At 69.0% G+C, this 18,400-nt stretch carries 8 protein-coding genes and 1 pseudogene; 4 read left to right on the plus strand and 5 right to left on the minus strand.

All coding sequences use genetic code 11. The features are described 5' to 3' along the window. Positions 1-16 precede the first annotated feature (16 nt). The 5 genes and pseudogenes from ACLLJJ_RS19470 to ACLLJJ_RS19490 form a co-directional block, all read right to left on the minus strand. Positions 17-805: a TIGR02679 domain-containing protein gene (locus ACLLJJ_RS19470; protein ID WP_434593098.1), complete on the minus strand. Its 789-nt coding sequence runs from the start codon at positions 803-805 to the stop codon at positions 17-19. Next, a complete protein-coding gene (locus ACLLJJ_RS19475; protein ID WP_434593101.1) occupies positions 802-5,043 on the minus strand; it encodes a TIGR02680 family protein in 4,242 nt (1,413 codons plus the stop codon). The genes ACLLJJ_RS19470 and ACLLJJ_RS19475 overlap by 4 nt, the downstream gene beginning before the upstream one ends. Further along, positions 5,040-6,364, minus strand: a pseudogene (locus ACLLJJ_RS19480) (TIGR02678 family protein). The gene ACLLJJ_RS19475 and the pseudogene ACLLJJ_RS19480 overlap by 4 nt, the downstream one beginning before the upstream one ends. Continuing rightward, positions 6,361-7,968 (minus strand): TIGR02677 family protein, encoded by a 1,608-nt coding sequence (locus ACLLJJ_RS19485; RefSeq protein ID WP_434593103.1) that lies wholly within the window; start codon positions 7,966-7,968, stop codon positions 6,361-6,363. The pseudogene ACLLJJ_RS19480 and the gene ACLLJJ_RS19485 overlap by 4 nt, the downstream one beginning before the upstream one ends. Positions 7,969-8,128: 160 nt before the next feature. After that, complete coding sequence (locus ACLLJJ_RS19490; RefSeq protein ID WP_434593106.1) at positions 8,129-8,896, minus strand: hypothetical protein; 768 nt, start codon at positions 8,894-8,896, stop codon at positions 8,129-8,131. A 384-nt stretch (positions 8,897-9,280) separates the two neighbouring features. On the opposite strand from ACLLJJ_RS19490, the gene ACLLJJ_RS19495 reads away from it, so the two are divergent. From ACLLJJ_RS19495 to ACLLJJ_RS19510, 4 genes are all read left to right on the plus strand, one after another. Next, the gene (locus ACLLJJ_RS19495; protein WP_434593109.1) at positions 9,281-14,437 is read left to right on the plus strand and encodes a protein kinase domain-containing protein; all 5,157 of its coding nucleotides are present in this window, start codon (positions 9,281-9,283) and stop codon (positions 14,435-14,437) included. A gap of 201 nt (positions 14,438-14,638) precedes the next feature. Further along, positions 14,639-16,180, plus strand: a complete 1,542-nt coding sequence (gene istA, locus ACLLJJ_RS19500; RefSeq protein WP_283472000.1) for an IS21 family transposase — start codon at positions 14,639-14,641, stop codon at positions 16,178-16,180. Between the two features lie 75 nt (positions 16,181-16,255). After that, positions 16,256-17,086 carry an IS21-like element helper ATPase IstB gene (gene istB, locus ACLLJJ_RS19505; protein ID WP_267719259.1) on the plus strand — a complete coding sequence of 277 codons (831 nt, stop codon included), beginning with the start codon at positions 16,256-16,258 and terminating at the stop codon, positions 17,084-17,086. 96 nt (positions 17,087-17,182) lie between these two features. After that, positions 17,183-18,355 carry a DUF1998 domain-containing protein gene (locus ACLLJJ_RS19510; RefSeq protein ID WP_434593113.1) on the plus strand — a complete coding sequence of 391 codons (1,173 nt, stop codon included), beginning with the start codon at positions 17,183-17,185 and terminating at the stop codon, positions 18,353-18,355. Positions 18,356-18,400: the final 45 nt, after the last annotated feature.

Consider the following 18,400-nt stretch of genomic DNA (forward strand, 5'->3'; position numbering starts at 1 on the left):
CAGCGACAGAGCCGAATTACGTGATCGTCCACACCCGCAGGGCACGCTCCCGCCAGCCCTCGCCGTCGGGCCGCAGCCCGTACGTCAGCACCGTGCTGGAGACCTCGTCCGGCGTGACGGATACCAGTCGCCACAGGGCGCGGCGACCGGCCGCGTCGTCGGGCATCTCGGCGCCATGGGCGAGGGCGAGGCCGCGTTGGACGAGGCGTGCAAGCCAGGTGCCGTCGTCCAGGCCGTGCGCGGAGCCGGTCGCCATGGCGGCGAGTTCTCCTCGGCCGAGTGCGCCGCCCCGCTCGGGGCCGAGGAGAGCGGTGAGGACTTGGACCGCCTGCTGGAGTGTCCATATCGCCGTTTCGGGCGTCACTCCTCTCGGAACGCCGGCACGGCGCAACAGGTCGTACCACTGCCGGGGCCATTCCTGATCAGCGAGCGGGGAGGTGTCCAGCGACGAAGCGAAGGACGACCACACCTGCTCCCGCCGTGCCGCCACGTCTGCGCGGGCGGCACGGCGGTCGGTGAGTGGCGGGCCGAGTTCCTCCAGGGTCTTCCTGAGACCGAGTCCGGCGGCCGAGGCGCGTAGCCGTGCGTCGAGCATGTCGAGCCGTATGGTCACGGTGGTACCTGTGAGGGGTTTCCCCAGCAGGAGAGACAGGTCGTTGCGCTCCTGGGCGTTCATCGCGGTCAACCGGAGCGACCCCGTGGCCTGTACGCCGTTGCTCTCCAGGCGTTTACGTACCCCCTCCCAGAGCCGGGTGAGCCCGGGTCCCGTCAGCCAGTCGTGCGTTGCGGAGGGCAGCCCGCTCATACGGATACCAGACGCCGGTGCCGACCGTTCCAGGTGTAGTGCAACGTGGCCACCCCGCGCACATGGGGGTCGCGTAGGCACTCGTAGATGTGCAGGGACGGGACCTCGGCCCAGTTGCCCATCAGCCGCTCGCTCGTGAGGACGAAGTCGAGATCGAGGTCGACGAGGATGCGGCCCAGTCGCCCGTGGGTGGGTTCGTCGACCTTCGCGAAGGCGTCGTCCAGGAGGATCAACCGCGGTGCGTGCGGGGCCGAATCAGCAAGGCTGGTGAAATGTGCGGCAGCGGCTGCGAAGAGCACGAGGTACGAGAGCACGCGCTGTTCTCCCTGGCTCAGTCCGGTGCGGCCGGTCAGCCTCCGCTTGCGCCCTGGGGCCGCGTCATCGACCACGAAGGTGTGGAAACGGAACCATGCGCGGTAGTCCAGCGCCGTGCGGAGATGGGCCGTGTAGCCGGCCGAAGGGTCGGCACGGCGGGCGTCCTCAATACGGCGCTGCAGCACCTCGCGCAGCTGCTCGGCCTGCTCGCGCGTCCGGAGGCTCGACGGGCTGCGCAGCAGCTCAACGGCCGCCCGCACGTCCGCGTCCACGTCCTCGTCGAGCTTCCACAGGAGTTCCACACCGAGACCGTGTGAGGTCCGTACGGTCTTCAGGGTGTCGTTGAGAGCTGCGACCAGATTGGCCGCGGTGATGACTTGCGTCGAGAGATGATCGCCGAGCTCGCCGGTCAGGAACCGCTGGAACACCTCGCTCTCGCGCTCGGTGAGCCGCCCTCGCGCCTCCGCTGACTGCACGGCGATGCGCTCGCCCACGACCGCGACATCGTGGGACCCGTGGTCGTCGAGCAGGCGGCACACCTTGATGCCGTCGCGCTCCTCAAGCTGCGCGTCGTATCCGCCCGCCAGCTGGTCGCGCAGCTCCGTGTGGCGGTTGAGCAGGGCGCTGTCCGACACCTCTCCCCTCGAACGGCCGAGGGCCTGTTCCACGGTGTCGGCCAGTGAGCGCAGCGCCCGCAGACGGTCGCGGACGTCCGAGCCGGGGTTGTCGGAAACGTGGTCGGGCAGAGAGGACCGGTCCAGACCCGCCCCGTTGACCACCTCCGGACGGTCGAGGGCCTCGCGGAGGGCGCGTCCGGTGTCGATGACCGTCGTCTCCTGGTCCGCCAGCTCCTCGCGCAGGCGCTTCTCCTCCTCTTCCGCACGCACGCGCAGATCGCGGAGTTCGCTGTGGGTGCGCTCTGCTGCCGGGATGGCGCCGGCGGCGTTCGCGATGCGTTGCTTGGCGTCCTGTTCGCGGGTGAGGATCTCTTCCTCGGACGATCCGACAGCCGCCTCGCGGGTTCGCAGATCCTGTTGCGCGGTGCGCAGTTGGTCGAGGCGAAGCCGGTAGCTTCCTTCCGCCTCCACGCGTCCCTCTCGGGAACGCTCGTACCGCCCGTCGTCCGCCCGGCTGCCACCGAGCCGTCCGACCGTGCCGTTGACCGCTCTGCGCAAGTGACCGATGCCGCTGAGCAGGGCCGCCAGTGCAGTGCGTACGCGGTCCAGGGCGGTGGCGTCGGTGGGGAGGTCATGGGCAGTCGCGGTGGCGTTCGCCTCGGTGCGCGCCGAAACGGCGAGAGCACGGGCTGCCTCGGCCAGCTGTGCCGCACGGGTCGCCTTGGCGGTCAGGTCTCGCAGCGTCTTCTCGTCCGAAGTGGTCCTGCCCCAGGCGTCGGAGAGCTGCAGGGCTCGGGGAAAGTCGCGCTCTGCGAGAGCGAGGGCCCTCCGTATGGAATCGGTCGCGGCGAGTTCGGCACGGACGTCCGTCAGCCGCTGTTCTGTCTGCGTGAGCCGGTCCGACAGCTCAGCGAGGGCGCGCCGCCGGGTCTCGGCTCGTACGGTTGCACCCACATACTCGGTGACGCCCTTATGGTGCTGGCCGCGCAAGGCGCCCAGCCGCCAGCTTCCGTCGAAGTGGACGGCGCTGGCGGCGGCGGTCTCCGAGGCCGGTACGAGCGCGATGGTGGCCAGCAGGCGCTCCACATGCTCGGCCCTGATGCCGCACTCCGGCTGCGGGGCCGGTCGCAGGGCCGAGGCGAGAGTCTGTGCTCCCAGCAGTTCAGGGCCCGGCTGGAGAAGCGTGTCCCGGGTGAGCGGGTCGAGAAGGGCCCCGTCCGCGCTGACCCAGGCGTCGAGGATGCCGCTTGCCTCCAGTGCGGCCTCCAGGCCGGCGCGGTCGGCGGAGGTCACGTGCTCCGCGAAGTCCACCAGCCGGTAGAAGGGCGCTCCACCAGCCGCATTTCTTTCGGTGGCGCGGTGGTACGGGGCCGGGGGCTCGGGATCCGTACGCCGCTCCCAGTCCTGCCTCTCCTCCGACAGACGGTCGATCTCCTCGCCGAGCCGGCTGACGTCGAGCGCCTGCGCGTCGCGGTGCCGGGTGAGTTCATCCGCGTACGGCTCCAGTGCGGCATGTGCCGTCTGCCGCGCGCGGGTGTCGATGTCGGGCGGCAGCGTGCGCTCCGAAAACGGGGCTTCTGAGGATGTCTCGCTGGTTACTTCAGCGAGGATGGCATCCAGGGGAGGGCAGCCGGGCCCCGCTGCGGTCCGCGTGCTCTCTACCCACGCGCCGACCTCATCGCCATACCCACGACTCTCCTCTGCGACTTTCTGGAGGCTCTCTTCGAGACGGCCGGCGGCGTCCTCCGTCTCCTCCTCCAGCCGTTCCTGCTCGGAGTCGGCCTGCGCTGCCCTGATCCGGGCCTCGTCAGCCTGCGAGGAGAGACGAGTTACCTCCTGAACCATCCGTGATCTGTTCCTTACGACTGCTTCGGCATCCTCCAGTTGCCCCTGCCAGAACCGCAACCCGACCTCTGTGGTGGCCGTGTCCACGCGAACCACCGCACGATGGGATACGGTCTGCGGTTCCCCGTCCGGGTTGGTCAGCTCGTTCTGCGTCGCCTGGGACCGGACCATGCGCGGCAGAGCCACCGCATCGCCGAGATGTCCGGCGGGAAGCCCTGCCTTCTCCGCCTGGGTCAGCAGCTCTCGGTGTTCGGTCCCCAGCTCGGTGAGTCGGCTTCCCAGGTCTTCGACACCCTCGGCCAGTCGTTCCGCGGCGCCCTCTTCCGCCTCGTGCGCGCTGTGCAGGGCAGTGAAGGCGGTCAGGGCCGTGGTGTGCAGGGCCTCCACGGTGCTGCGGCGTTCCGACAGTTCGCGCAGGCTGCGGTAGGCGTGACTCGCGTGCAGAGCGGCAAGCTCCGTCCGGGCGGTCTGTTCCTCCTCGCGGAGAGTTTCCAGCCCGCCCTCCGACTCCTCCTCCCGCCTCTTCAGGTCGCCCGTTCGCTGCGCCGCGTCCCCGGCCGTACGGCGTCGTTGGGATAGGGCGTTCAGTTCCCGGCTCACGTTCCGGGCCGCGGTGCGCAGGACCCCGGAGAGGTAGCGGCGGTAGTCGGCGAGGAAGGTGCGCAGCGCCGCGTCGGTGCGTTCCAGGCGGCCGAGTTCGTCTCGTACGGCGTCCAGGTCGTGGAGGTTGCGCGCCACCTTCTCGACCACGTCCTCGTCGAGGCCGGGCAGAGTCTCGCTCAGTAGGACGGCCAGGCCCCCGTGCTCGATGCGATCCCCGACCGTGGGACGTCGCAGCCGGTGGAGGAGCTGGGTGAGGTTGCGGTAGCGCGTCGCGTCGGTGATACCGAAGAGGTCCCGCGCCACGCGGGCACGATGGCCCACCGCTCGGTCGGTTGCATTGTCGGAGCCGACGATCTCCTTGAGCCGGTCGACGGGGAGCGGCTTGCCCGCTTCTACCAGGGGCAGGTCCTCACCGACCCGTAGTGGGGTGACGAAGAAGGTCGGTACTGCCTTCTGCGTCGACTTCGAGGCGCGGACGGCGGCGCCGAGCGTGAGATAGCGGTGGTCACCGTCCTCGGCCGTGCCGCGGAACTCCACCCACAGGTAGCCGAGGCGGTTGGTCTGCTCGAATCCATCCAGCATCAGCCAGGCCAGCGTCGTCCGCCCGGTACCGGTCGCGTCCAGTGCCCTGGAGTCGCCGTCCAGCAGGTAAGGGAGCAGCATCTCCAGGGCCTTGGACTTGCCGGCGCCGTTCTTGCCGCGAAGCAGCAGCCGTCCGTCACCGAAGGCGAACTCTTGCTCGTCGTACTGCCAGACGTTCTGGATGCCCGCGCGATGCAGCCGGAAGCGGGTAGCCGCTGTCGACGTCGACGGGCCAGAACGTGGCAGCGGGATGAGGCCACGCGCTTCGGTGGTCATAGCGGCAACTCCTGCTGCAAGTCGGTAACTTCGCGGTTCGCGCGGGTCGTACGCACGGTGACGCGGGTGGCGTAGCGGGCCGCCGCGGCGAGCAATACCCAGCCTTCGCCGCCGGGCCGGGCTCCGCGGACGTCGGTCACTTGGCGGCCTTCCGGCAGCTCTTCGGCGTACCTCTCCGGCAGCCCGTGTCCCTCGGCGCGCAGCGGACCGGAGGGGGCCAGCAGCCGCATGCGGGACAGCAGGTCCAGCACGGCTTCCCGCAGAGCTGGGAGATCTTCCAGGTAGCCGCGCTGCCAGTTGCTGCGGCCTCCGTACTCGGAGACCAGGTCAGCCAGCAGTTCATCCACCAGGCGGTCCGGAACAGCCACTCCGACGACGAGTACGCCGCCAGTCGCCGGATGCCCGGGATCGGGTGGACGGAGCCGTTCCACCAGCCGTTCCACCAGCAGCAACGCGGCCTGGGCGACGGTACCCGTGCCGGGGAGGTGGAGATCGGTCAGCTCTTCCTCGGGGTCGACCAGCGCCACTCCCTCGGCGCGGATCTCCGTCTCCAGGCCAAGGAGTTCGAGGAACGCCTGGGCCTCCCGGCGCTGCCGGGTGCGAAGCCAGTCGCGCTCGGCGTCGGTCAGCTCGTCGAGATGACGACGGGTGTTTCGACGAGCATCCGGCGCACGTAAGTACGAGGTCCTCCGAACCCGGGGTCCGCCGCTCGCCGGACCAGATCGGCCCCGTCCCGGGACTGGGCGAGCGGCCCGGCCACGACGACGCGGGCCAGCTCCCGGTCCACCGTGATCAAAGCCTCGCCGCCGGCTTCCTGGGTGATGGCGCCCACGTGGCCGTGCGTCTCGATGAGTACGCCCCACTCGACCAGCTGGCGCAGAGCCGCGACCAGGGTCCGTCTTCCGGCCGCCCGCCCCGTCTCTTCCAGTTCGACGTCCGCGTCGGCTGCCGCGGCCCGGATATCGGCTACCAGCTGCGACAGCAGCATCTGCTCGGGCGCGGTCACCAGCACCGACAGAGCCAGCGCGAGACAGGCGTACGTGTGCGGGCTGAAGGGAGTGCCGGTGGACCGCACGAGCCGATGCCCCGCCCGCTCTCCCAACCCGGCCTTGAACAACCGGGCGTAGGAGCTGTCAACGAGGAGGCGGTAGCCGAGCACCTGCTGGAACCGTTTGCCCAGCCAGTCGGCGTGCCGGCGGACCAGCGGAAAGAGGTCGGCATGGGGGCCGACCGACGTGACCAGAGGGTGGGCGAGCAAGAGCCTCGCTGCCGTGCGGCGTTCGGTTGCCAAGGCCACGTCGTGCGCCGAGGGGAGGGTCATGACACGCTCACCTCCGCCTCGCTGTCGGTCGCGGCGGAGATCCGGTCGATGACCAGCTCCAGGTCGTCCAGGAGCAGGTCCCCGTCGGCGGAGTGGAGGAGCGTCCGGGCACCCGCCGTTCGGTGCACGGTGAGCCGGATGCCCAGGTCGGCGTCCTCGCTCCACGCTGCGTCCAGGCCGAAGCCCGGCACCTCGCGCCGCCTGAGCTGCGCGTTCCCGAGCGCCGTGGCCAGCAGCTCCAGGAGGAGGCTCAGCGCTGCCGAAGTAAGCCGTACGTCATTGAAACGACCGGACGCGCTGCGCAGCTCGTCCGTCGCCGCTTTCCGGGCCGCCGCCCGCTCACGCGCGGCCTCCCGGAGCCGGTGCTTCTGCGCGGAGTGGTCCTCCACCGTCGCCGTCCGGCCCCGCTGCGCGCGGCTGCCCCTCTCGCGCAGCGCGACCGGGACCTCGACTACTGGCCCGGTCCACCAGCTGGTGTAGGCGGGCACCACCTCGTCGGTGGCGGGCGGTATGCCCAGGTGGCGGGCACCGTACAGCCCGAAGGCGGCGACGGCGACGTCGTGCGCGTCCTGCGGCGCGGCCTCGTCGAACCACCGGGCCAACCGCAGCAGGTCCCGGCGGCGCGACATCTCCCCGGTGGCCGAGCGCAGCATCCGCTTGGCGTTGGCCAGCAGTGATTGGAGGGCCCGAAGGGTGGCGTCCCGTAGTTGATCGACCTGGCTGCCCTGCCCGTCGGTGTCGCTGAACCAGCCGCGCAGCCCCTCCCAGTCCGCAAGCTCGCGCCCCCGGCTTCGCTGCACCCGGATCTCCGAGCGGCCTTCGCTCTGCGGGGAGAGTCCGGAGAGACCCTGCGCATGCGCATCCAGCCGATCCAGCAGGGCCGGAAGGTGCGGCCACAGCGTGTCCAGTGCCGCCGAGATCCTGGGCGCGCGAAAGGCCACGTCCTCCGTGATGGCCTCGACGTAGTCCAGGAGCAGTTCCTTGAAGCCCTGGTACTCGGAGCTGTCCAGGTCGTACCGGGCGAGTACCTGGCCGAGGTAGGCGTAGAAGTCCCGTACCGAGTCCGCGAACTCGGCGAACTGAACGAACAGCGTGCTGATCCGCTCCAGCCCGTCCTGCGGGGCTATACCACCCGGCTCGGATGCCAGCTCGGCGAGCTCCCGGAGGCCGCGCTCGACCAGGGCCAGGAGTTCGTTGCTCACCTCACGGGCTGCATCGGCCTCGGCAAGCACTCCATCGGCGTCCCGCTGAATACGTTCACCCAGCCTCGACAGCTGGTAGCGGGCGCGGGAACGCTGGTACTCGGTGATGCTGGACGCCTTGACCGTGTGGCTGCCGCGCAGTAGGTTGCCCCACCGTTCCAGTTGCTCAAGCCGGGCTGTGAGAGTGTCTGCGTCGAGCTTCATCCCTGGTCCGCCGGACTCGCGCAGCTTCGCCAAGACGTCCTGAACAGCCAGGTCTGCCAGGAGCGTTCCGCAGAAGACCCTCATGATCGCGATGTGCTCCAGCCGCTCTGGCGCGCTCAGGTAGGCGTACGCGTCCAGCCGCCTGCGGGTCTCGTCGTCGCCGGTTTCTGGCGGTGTGCCGGGTGCTGGTGGCTCCATGTTTGCGAGGCTACGTGGAGCATTCGATTGTCGTCGGGACATAGCTCGAAATGCTTCCCGAGCACGCGGAGGTGACGGCCCTGTTCTCCGGTCCCCAACGCTTCAGTAGGAAACTTGGACGCAGGCGAGATCCGCGCCTTTCACTCGGCCTTCGTCGACGTCAACCACGCTTCGAAGTCGCCCAGAGATTCACCCATGGCACCGAGTGAGCCCGGCGACGACCCGTACTGGACTGACAGGTTGACCTCGTAGAGTTTGTAGGCGGGCTCGGCTTGCCGTGTGGCAGCGCACGCGGCTGCCAGCGCCCGGACCGCACGCGGGTGCCGGCTTCCACTGCTTTCACGAGATCGGGCCACAGCGTGTCACCGATGTAGTCGATGAGTTCTATGATGTGGGCCCCGGCCCGGCGGGCCCGGGCTTTGATTCCTTCCAGCTCGGAATCGGCGCGGTCCTCGGCCCGGTGAGAGTCCCGTTCGGTCAGGTCCTCCCAAGAGTGGTCACCCCAGATCTCCTCCCAGTGCTGATCAGCCCGCACCATCGCGGCCTTGAACGCGCGGTCCAAGTCCTCCTGCGAGAGCCGAGGATGATCCCAGGAATCGTCGTCGTGGAACGATGACAGGGGCAGGGTGAGATCGGGTACGGGCTCGTCGTCACGCAGAGCGGTGAGGAGCAGCACGGCGTCCATGGCCGGAAGGACTGTCTCCATGTCCACCAGTCCTCGCAGAGAGGTGACGGACTGCTCGACGGCCATGTAGTCGTGTTCGGCGATCTGCTCGTCGAGGTTGCCATGGAGGTCGAAAACCTCGCTGCCGATGCCCTCGATCTCCTCCATGCGGGCAGCGATCTCGGTGTCGAGCCGCTCCACGATCTCGCGGATGTCCTCGACCTCTTCCTCAAGTCCCGCCACGACTTTGGCCAGTTCGCCCATTTCGTCTCCCCATTTCAGCTGTCATGATCTGCCTTCGCGAGCACACTAACGACGAAGGCCGCGCGGTCCATCGCCATCCGGTCATGGACGCTGTGCTCCGGAGTTTCGTCAGCCCCCTCCCACGCTGTGGCACATGCGTGGGAGGGGGTCTTGCTGGCCTGAGCTCGTCTCACCGTGCACCTTCGGTCATATGGGTTGACCGTGGAGCCGGGCAGGCCACGCCAACAACTGATAAGTTGACAACGCTAACACGTAAGAATTGTTCACGCTTGGATCTTCGTGTACATTTCTTCCATGGGTGTTCCCGTCTGTCACGATGAGCACGCCCGCCACATGGGGAAAGACGCGTGCCCTCTCGGCGGGGCCGCACGGGGAGGCAGCAGCATGAGCGAAGGTTCCGAGACGGTCGCAGGGCGGTTCCGCCTGCTGAGCTTCGTCGACTCGGGAAACATGGGTGAGGTTCACCGCGCCGAGGACATGGACGAGGCCGAGAACTCTCCTGACCGCGTCGTCGCCCTCAAGCTCATCCGCCGCCGCCGCTCGGGCACGCTGGTGGAGACCCGCACCGATCCGAAGGCGGTGGAGCGGTTCGCGCGCGAGGTGCGCATCATGCATCTGCTGAGCCATCCCAACCTGCCCCGCACGATCGACGGCGGGGTGGACGAGACCAACGGCGACCTTCCCTTCCTGGTCATGGAATTCCTGGACGGGCATCCACTCACCGACCTCGTGGCGGAAGAGGGGCAGCTGCCGGTGCCTTGGGTCGCCGCCATCGGGGCACAGATGGCCGACGCCCTGGCCGCCGCTCACGCTGCCGGCGTGGTCCACCGGGACCTCAAGCCCCGCAACGTGATGCTCACCCGTGGTGGCACGGTCAAAGTCCTCGACTTCGGTATCGGCCGGATTGTCGACGACCCCGACGGCGCCAAGCTGACCAGCGCAGGAGTGACGGTCGGTACGGCCCGCTACATGGCGCCGGAACAGTTTGAGGGCAGCCTCGTTACCCAGGCCGCCGATCTGTATGCCCTTGGGTGCATGCTGCACGAGATGCTCCTGGGGAACCCGCCCTTCATGGGCAACACCGCCTTCGATTTCCGCGACAAACACGTCAATCAGGAGCCGACGCCGGTACGTCTGCTCCGTTCGGATGTGCCGGAGGCGCTGGCCCGCCTTGTGGACCGTCTCCTTGCGAAGAACCCCGCCGACCGCCCTGCTGACGCGGTCGCCGTCCGAGAAGCGCTGCTTCCTTTCGTGGCGGAGGGCAGCGCTCTTCCCGTCTGGCAGGACTTCGACCCGGTCAAGTGGCTGCTGCGGCCGGCCAACGAGGCCGCTTCGGTCACCGAGCCGCGGCTTCTGGCGGCGGCGTCACCGGAGCCCGCGAAGCGCTCGCTGTCCGGCTCCGGCATGGACGTCTTCGGCGTGCACGAACAACTCATCAAGGATTACCGCTCATTCACTGAGGGCGGCACGGTGATCCGCGACCAGGGCATCAAGGATTTCGTCAAGAAAGACCTCGACGACAAGTCGCAGTGGCCCAACCCCTGGCTGTCGCTCAACCCCTTCTTCGCCTCCGCCGGCACGGTTGCGGAACTCGCCGCGCAGAAGGTCCTGCACGACGAGTGCGCGAAGATCTTCCAGGCGGGGAAGTCCGAGCACTCCACCGCGTGCGAAGGCCGCCCGCTCACCCTGCACCGTCACCAGCGTGCGGCGATCGATGCGGCTGCAGCCGGTGTGTCCTACGTCCTGACCACCGGCACCGGGTCCGGCAAGTCTCTCGCTTACATGGTCCCGATCGTCGACCGGGTCCTCAAGGAGCGGCAGCAGGCCGGGCCCGACGCGCCCAAGCGGGTACGGGCCATCATCGTCTACCCGATGAACGCCCTCGCCAACAGCCAGCTCAAGGAGCTGGAGAAGTATCTGCGCAACGGTTACGGTGCCGGCAACGAGCTGGTCACCTTCGCCCGCTACACGGGCCAGGAGGACAACGAGACCCGCCGGCAGATCCGCAAGAATCCGCCGGACATCTTGCTCACCAACTACGTGATGCTGGAGCTGATGCTCACCCGGCCCGACGACCGCGACAGCCTCGTGGCTATGGCCGAAGGACTGCAGTTCCTTGTCTTCGACGAACTGCACACCTACCGGGGTCGGCAGGGCGCAGACGTCGCCCTGCTGATCCGCCGGGTGCGCGACGCCTGCCGCGCCGACGACGTGCAGTGCATCGGCACCTCCGCGACGATGTCGACCGAAGGCAGCCTGGAGGAGCAGAAGAACGAGGTGGCCGATATGGCGACCAAGCTCTTCGGCACAAAGGTCAGCCCCGAGCACATCATCGGCGAGACCCTGGTCCGCGCCACCGGCGAGACCCCGACCGTCGTACCCGCCGAGCGGCTCACCGAGACCGGTGTCCCGCGCGCCTACGCCGACCTCGTGACCGATCCCCTCGCGCGCTGGATCGAGACGTACTTCGGCCTCGGCACCGACGATGCCACAGGGCAGCTCGTGCGCCAGAAGCCGCGGAAGATCGAGGAAGCCGCCGCCGAACTCGCGGGGCAGAGCGGGGTGTCGGAGAAGCAGTGCGTGGACGCCCTTCGGGCCACGCTGGAAGCGGGCTCGCGGGCGTACCACCCCGTCACTGAACGCCCCCTGTTCGCATTCCGGCTCCACCAGTTCCTGTCCAAGGGCGACACTGTCTACGTCACCCTGGAGAGCAAGGAAGACCGCTACCCCACCCGTGACTACCAGCGGGTACGGCCGGGCACCGATGGACACGTCCTGGTGCCGCTCGCCTTCTGCCGTGAGTGCGGTCAGGAGTACCTCACCGTGTGGCGTACGGAGAAGGATGGTGTGGTCCGCTACGAGCCGCGCCGCGACACTGCCGCCACCGGGGGCCGTGCCGGTGACGGCTATCTTTACCTCGACACGGACCGCTATGTGGACAGCTCTCCTTGGCCCCACACCCCCGAAGAGGCCATCGCTGACCGCCGGCTGCCCGAGTCCTGGCTGGAGATCGACGACAGGGGCCAGGAGGTCGTCAAGAAGTCCTACCGGGACCGGCTCCCGCGGGCGGTCACCGTCGATCCTTATGGAACCGAGTCCAAGGGCGAACTGCACGCGGCGTTCATCCCCGCCCCGTTCCTGTTCTGCCTGCACTGCTCGGTGTCCTACGAGCAGACGCGCGGCAAGGACTTCGCCAAGCTCGCCACCTTGGACCAGGAGGGCCGGTCCTCGGCGACCTCGCTGATCTCCGCATCCATCGTGCGCTCGCTGGACAGCGTGCCGGAGGCGGCGCTCCCCAAGGCGGCACGCAAGCTCCTCACATTCGTCGACAACCGGCAGGACGCCTCCCTCCAGGCCGGCCACTTCAACGACTTCGTTCAGGTCACCGAATTGCGCGGAGCGCTGTACCGGGCCGCCGTCGCTGCGGGCCCGGACGGTATCCAGCACGAGGAGCTGACCTCCCGGGTCTCCAACGCCCTCGCCCTGGAACCCGTCGTGTACACGGGCGAGTCCGACCTCCCCCCGCGGCTGGCCGCCGCCGCGGCCAGGACCCTCCGGGATGTGATCGCCTTCCGGCTCTACCTCGACCTGGAGCGCGGCTGGCGCGTCACCATGCCGAACCTGGAACAGACAGGACTCCTGGAGATCGACTACGCCGACCTTCAGTGGGTCGCCGAACGCCAGGAGCGCTGGGAGCGGGCGCACCCCACCTTGCGTGAGGCCGACGCCTCATTGCGGGCCGAGATCATGAAGGCCCTGCTCGACGAGATGCGCCGGTCGCTCGCCATCGACGTTCAGTACTTCCGTGACGACTTCGACTCGCTACAGGGCGCCAGCGAGGAGAGGCTGGTCGACCCGTGGGTGCTCTCCAAGAGCGACACGCCCAAGGTCGCCACGGCCTATCCCCAGTCCTCGAAGCCGGGGATGGACCGCGCGGGGCTGTTCTTGTCGGCACGTGGCAAGTACGGCAAGTACTTGCGTCGCACGCATCGTGGTTTCCGTGAGGGCCTGGACAATACCGATCTCCAGACGGTCATCGAGGATCTGCTGAAGGTCCTCAAGAACGCCGGGCTCGTGGCCGAGGTGTCCGTGGCCCCGCAGGGGGCCGGGCGCTTCCGCAAGCCGTCGACGACCGTCACCGGCTACCGGGTGTCGGCTGCCTCCATCATCTGGCGGGCCGGCACGGGCGAAACCGGTGCCCATGATCCCCTCACCCGTACGTACGCAAGTGGCGACGGCCCGCGCGTCAACGCCTTCTTCCGTGAGCTCTACCGCGAAACGGCCGACGGCCTGTCCGGTTTGTTCGCGCGCGAGCACACCGCGCAGGTCGACCCCGAGGACCGGCAGAAGCGGGAGGAAGCCTTCAGCAAAGCCGAACTCAAGCTGCTCTACTGCTCCCCGACGATGGAGCTGGGCGTCGACATCTCCTCGCTCAACGCCGTCATGATGCGCAATGTCCCTCCCACCCCGGCCAATTACGCCCAGCGCAGCGGCCGTGCCGGGCGAAGCGGCCAACCTGCCCTCGTCACTACCTACTGCGCCACCGGCAACAGCCATGACCAGTACTACTTCCGTCGCTCCGCCCGCATGGTGGCCGGTGCCGTGGCCCCGCCGCGCCTGGACCTGGCCAACGAGGACCTGGTCCGCTCGCACCTCCAGGCCATCTGGCTCTCCGAGGCCGGGCTCACACTGGGGCGGGCAATCCCGCAGACCCTCGACATCGCCCACGACGAGACCTCCGGCAGACCGGCTCCTGGCCTCGCTCTCGACGACGACATCCGGGCCGTCTCCCACGAGCCCGGCGCACAGGCCCGCACGGTGGACGCCGCCCGGCGCATCCTCGGCCCGCTGCTGCCCCAGTTCGGTGACACGACCTGGTGGGACGAGCGGTGGATCGAGGACGCCGTGCGCAAGGCCCCGCGCAACTTCGACCGGGCCTTCGACCGCTGGCGCGACCTATACAGGGCGGCCCTCGTCGACCAGTACGTCCAGAACAAACGGGTTCTCGACCACACCCTGACCGAGGGCGACCGGCGGCAGGCGTTCCGCCGCCGCACGCAGGCCGAGACCCAGCTCAACCTGCTCAAAAACGAGAGCCCGGACAACCGCTCCGTCCTGTCCGACTTCAACCCCTACCGCTACCTGGCGTCGGAGGGCTTCCTGCCCGGCTACTCCTTCCCCCGGCTGCCGCTGGCTGCCTTCATCCCCACCCGGGGAGGCCGTCAGGGAGACGGCGACTACCTCCAGAGGCCCCGCTTCCTCGCGATCCGCGAGTTCGGCCCCGGCGCGCTCATCTACCACGAGGGCGCCCGCTATCAGGTCACCCGCATCCAGCTGCCGCCCGACGCCTCCGGCGACATCTCCACCAGTGAGGCCCGCCGCTGCGTCCACTGCGGCTACCTCGACGAACCCGAGCAGCGCCGGGACAAGTGCGATATGTGCGATAAGCCGCTGGGTGCGCCCACCTACGGTCTGCTGCACCTGCACACCGTCTACACCCAGCGCCGGGAGCGCATCTCCTCCGACGAGGAGGAGCGCTGAGAGCGGACAGCGCAAGATCCTTGTAGGCGGACATTTTGGATCCCGCTTGGCGGACAGCTGATCTCCCTGTCGGTACGGCCGTTCGTGTGTTTTCGAACCCAGGTACCGAACTGGTGATCCCTCCGGGGGTTTGCTCGCTGGTGTGAGGACAACGAGCTGGACCGCGCCGGAGGGACCGTGAAGAAGTCTTGCAGGGAGATCATGGAAATCTACGAGGCCCTGGACGCCACCGGGTGTGCGCATTCGGCTGCCCAACTGGCCGGGGTCGACCCGAAGACCGTCCGCAGGTACGCACGGATGAGGGACACCGGTCAGCCATCTGACGCACCGGTGATGCGGCCGAAGCTGATCGACCCGTTCCTTCCCAAGATCGAGGAATGGGTGGAACGTTCGCAAGGCAAGGCCCGCGCGGACAAGCTCCACGAGCGCCTGGTGCTGCTGGGGTTCACCGGCGATGAACGCACCACGCGCCGGGCGGTGGCGGTCGCCAAGGGCCGCTGGGACGCAGGGCACCGCAGAACGTATCGCCCATGGATCACCGAGCCGGGGCTGTGGGTCCAATTCGACTGGGGATGGGGCCCGAAAGTCCCTGGTCCCGGCGGCGGTGCGCCCCGCGTGACACTGCTGTTCTGCGCATGGCTGGCCTGGTCCAGGTTCCGGGTGGTGATCCCGGTCTGGGACCGGACCCTGCCCACGCTGATCTCCTGCGTCGACTCGATGCTGCGGGCGATCGGCGGAGTGCCGACCTATGCGCTGACCGACAACGAGAAGACGGTGACCATCGACAGGGTCGCCGGTGTCGCGGTCCGCCACCCCCAAATCGTGGCCGCGGGACGGCACTACGGCCTTCAAGTACATACGTGTGTGCCGTTCGACCCCGAATCGAAGGGCGGCAGCGAGGCCACGGTCCGCGTCGCGAAGGCCGACCTGGTGCCCACCGACGCCAACCTGCGGCCCGCCTACGACTCGTTCGCCGAACTGCGCGGGGCCTGCGCGATCTTCTGCCAACAGGTCAACAACCGGGTCCACCGTGAGACCGGCCGGGCCCCTTCCACCATGCTCGACATCGAGCGCACCCGCCTGCACGCGCTGCCCGCCGGCCCGCACACCCTCGCACTGGGCGAGTCGAGGCAGGTGCTGCGGGACCAGACGGTGCGCTTCGGGTCGGTGCGCTACTCGACCCCGCCCGGACTGGTCGGCCAGGAAGCGTGGGTGCGCGTCGACGGCGACGAGCTCGTCGTGGTCTGCGACCTGTCCCAGCTCGCCCACCGCCCCGAGTGGATGCAGGGCCCGGCCGGCCTGGCCGAGGTCGCCCGGCACCAGATCGCCCTGCCCGGGCGTCCGGTCATCGACACCGCCCACTACCCCGACCACCCCCAGGAGATGGACGGGTCCCCGCGCCCGCCCAAGGTCAAGCCCGGCAACGACGCCGAGGAAGCCTTCCTGGCACTGGGCCCCGGGGCGAAGTCCTGGCTGATCGAGGCCGCCGCGGCCGGAACCACCCGGATCCGGGTCAAGATGGCGGGCGCCGTCGAGCTCGCCGCCCTGGTCGGCACCGCCGAAGTCGACCTCTCACTCGGACTGGCGGCCATCAACCGGCGCTTCGCCGAGGGCGACCTGATGTCCATCGTCCAGCACCGCAAAGAGGCCGCCCGCCCCGCCGACCTGGTCGTCGCCGACGAGGCACACTCCGCGCAGCCCGGCACCGGCGCCTGGTCCGACTTCGGCCGCCCCGCCACCTGATCCCCCGTTCCCGGGCCGCGAAGCGGCCCGGGAACGGACAGTCCCGAACCATCCAGCAAGGAAAGGCAGTTGCCCATGGCCACCACAGCCGTCATCGATCCGCCCGAGCTGATCCCCGCCCCGTCCCCGGTCCCGCCCGCGCCTCTCGCGCCGCCGATCCCGGCCGAGCTGGACGCGGTGCTGCGAAGGATGCGGTTCCCCTACCTCCGCGCGGCGGCCCCCGACGTACTGGCCACCGCCCGGGCCCAACGCTGGGACCCCGCCGAGGTCGTGCGGATCCTGCTGGAGGCCGAGGCCCACGGCCGCAACGAGGCCACCCGCCGCAACCACCACCGCCAGGCCGGCCTGCCCTCCGGCAAGACCTTCGAGTCCTGGAAGGAAGCCGACTCCTCGATCCCGCTGCCCACCCAGCACGCACTGATGACCCTGGAATGGATCGGCCGCGCGGAGAATTTGGCTGTCACCGGGCCGTCGGGGACGGGCAAGAGCCACCTGGCGGAGGCCCTGGCCCACAAGGCCATCGACGCCGGGATGCAGGTCGCCTGGTTCACCCTGGAATCGCTGACCACCCACCTGGGGCGGGCCACCGTCGACAACACCGTCACCAAGGCCATCGCGAAGATCACCCGGTGCGATTTGATCGTCGTCGACGACATCGGCATGCTCCCGTCCGGACAGGCCGCCGCCGAAGCGTTTTACCGTGTCATCGACGCCGCATACGAGCGCCGCTCGGTGATCGTGACCTCGAACCTGCACCCCTCGGGATTCGATTCGATCATGCCCAAAACCCTGGCGACCGCGGCCGTCGACCGGCTCCTGCACCACGCCCACATCATCCTCACCGAGGGCTCCTCGCTTCGGCTCACCCAAGCCACCACAGGCCAGGGTGTCACCCCGTTGGCCTGAGCCCGACCGAGGGACAAATAGTCATACCGGACAGGGAGATCAGCTGTCCGCACACGAGGACCTGAACTGTCCGCTCACCCGGATGTCCCACTGTCCGTGGACAAGCGCCGCCGAGCCGGTTTCCGGCTGGAGACGTCGTACCGCTTCCGGCGGCACGGCACGCGCAGGGGGCGGCAGGACGCCCGGGTCGCCGACTCCGCCGGTCTGCTCGCCACGCTCACCTACGGCGACTCCGCCACCGTCCGGATCACCAACGTCGGCAGGCTGCGTGCCAAGGACAACGAACCGCCCGGCTACTGGCTCGACCCGGCTGACGGGCGTTGGATGAACGAGCGGGACGCCTCCGACGCCTCCGGTGACTCCGGCGAGTTGCCTGTCATCGACGAGGACGGCAAGGAGAAGCGCCGCAAAAAGCGGGTCATCCCGTTCGTAGAGGACCGCCGCAACATCCTCGTCGTCACCCTTGACGAGCCGCTGCCTGAACCGGTCGCGCTGACGGTGATGTACGCCCTGGAGCGCGGCATCGAGACCGCCTTCGAGCTGGAGGACTCCGAGCTGACCAGCGAGCTGCTGCCGCCGGCCGACGGACCGCACGACCGGCTGTTGTTCACCGAGGCCGCCGAGGGAGGCGCGGGCGTCCTACGCCGACTCCAGGCCGAACCGCGGGCTCTGGCCAAGGCGGCCCGGCAGGCTCTCGCCATCTGCCACTTCGACGGGGACGGCGAGGACGAGGAGGGCCCCCACCCTGACCGGCCCTGTGCGCGAGGCTGCTACGAGTGCCTGCTGACCTACGGCAACCAGCTCCACCACGGCGTGATCGACCGCCGCCTGATCGTTGCTCTGCTGCTGCGACTTGCCTCTGCCGAGGTGACGAGCGAGAGGCGCGGCGAAACGACCACGGATCAGCACCGCAGGCTGGTGGCGGCGTCCGTCCCCGCCGCGATCACCAGTGAGGCCGCGCCGGCCACCTCGGTGGAGACGGAGTTCCTGACCTGGCTCAGGGAGCATGGCCTCCGGCTGCCCGACGAGGCGGGGACCACGGTCCCCGAGGCCGACGCCCGTCCCGACTTCGTCTACCGGATGCCCGGGGTCAACCTCGCCGTTTTCCTCGGCAGCGCGGACGGCGAGGAAGACGCGGCGCGGGACGAGGAAGCCGAGGAGCGGCTGTACCTCGCCCGGTGGGACGTCATCCGTTTCCCGGAAGGAAGCGACTGGGACGCCATCGCCGCCGAGCACGCCCGTTACTTCGGCCTCGGCCCATCCTCATGACGGCGCGCCCGCACTTTCCGCTCCGCCCGGCCGTGGAACCGGCTG

The organism is Streptomyces sp. A5-4, from assembly GCF_051131715.1.
Taxonomy (GTDB): domain Bacteria; phylum Actinomycetota; class Actinomycetes; order Streptomycetales; family Streptomycetaceae; genus Streptomyces.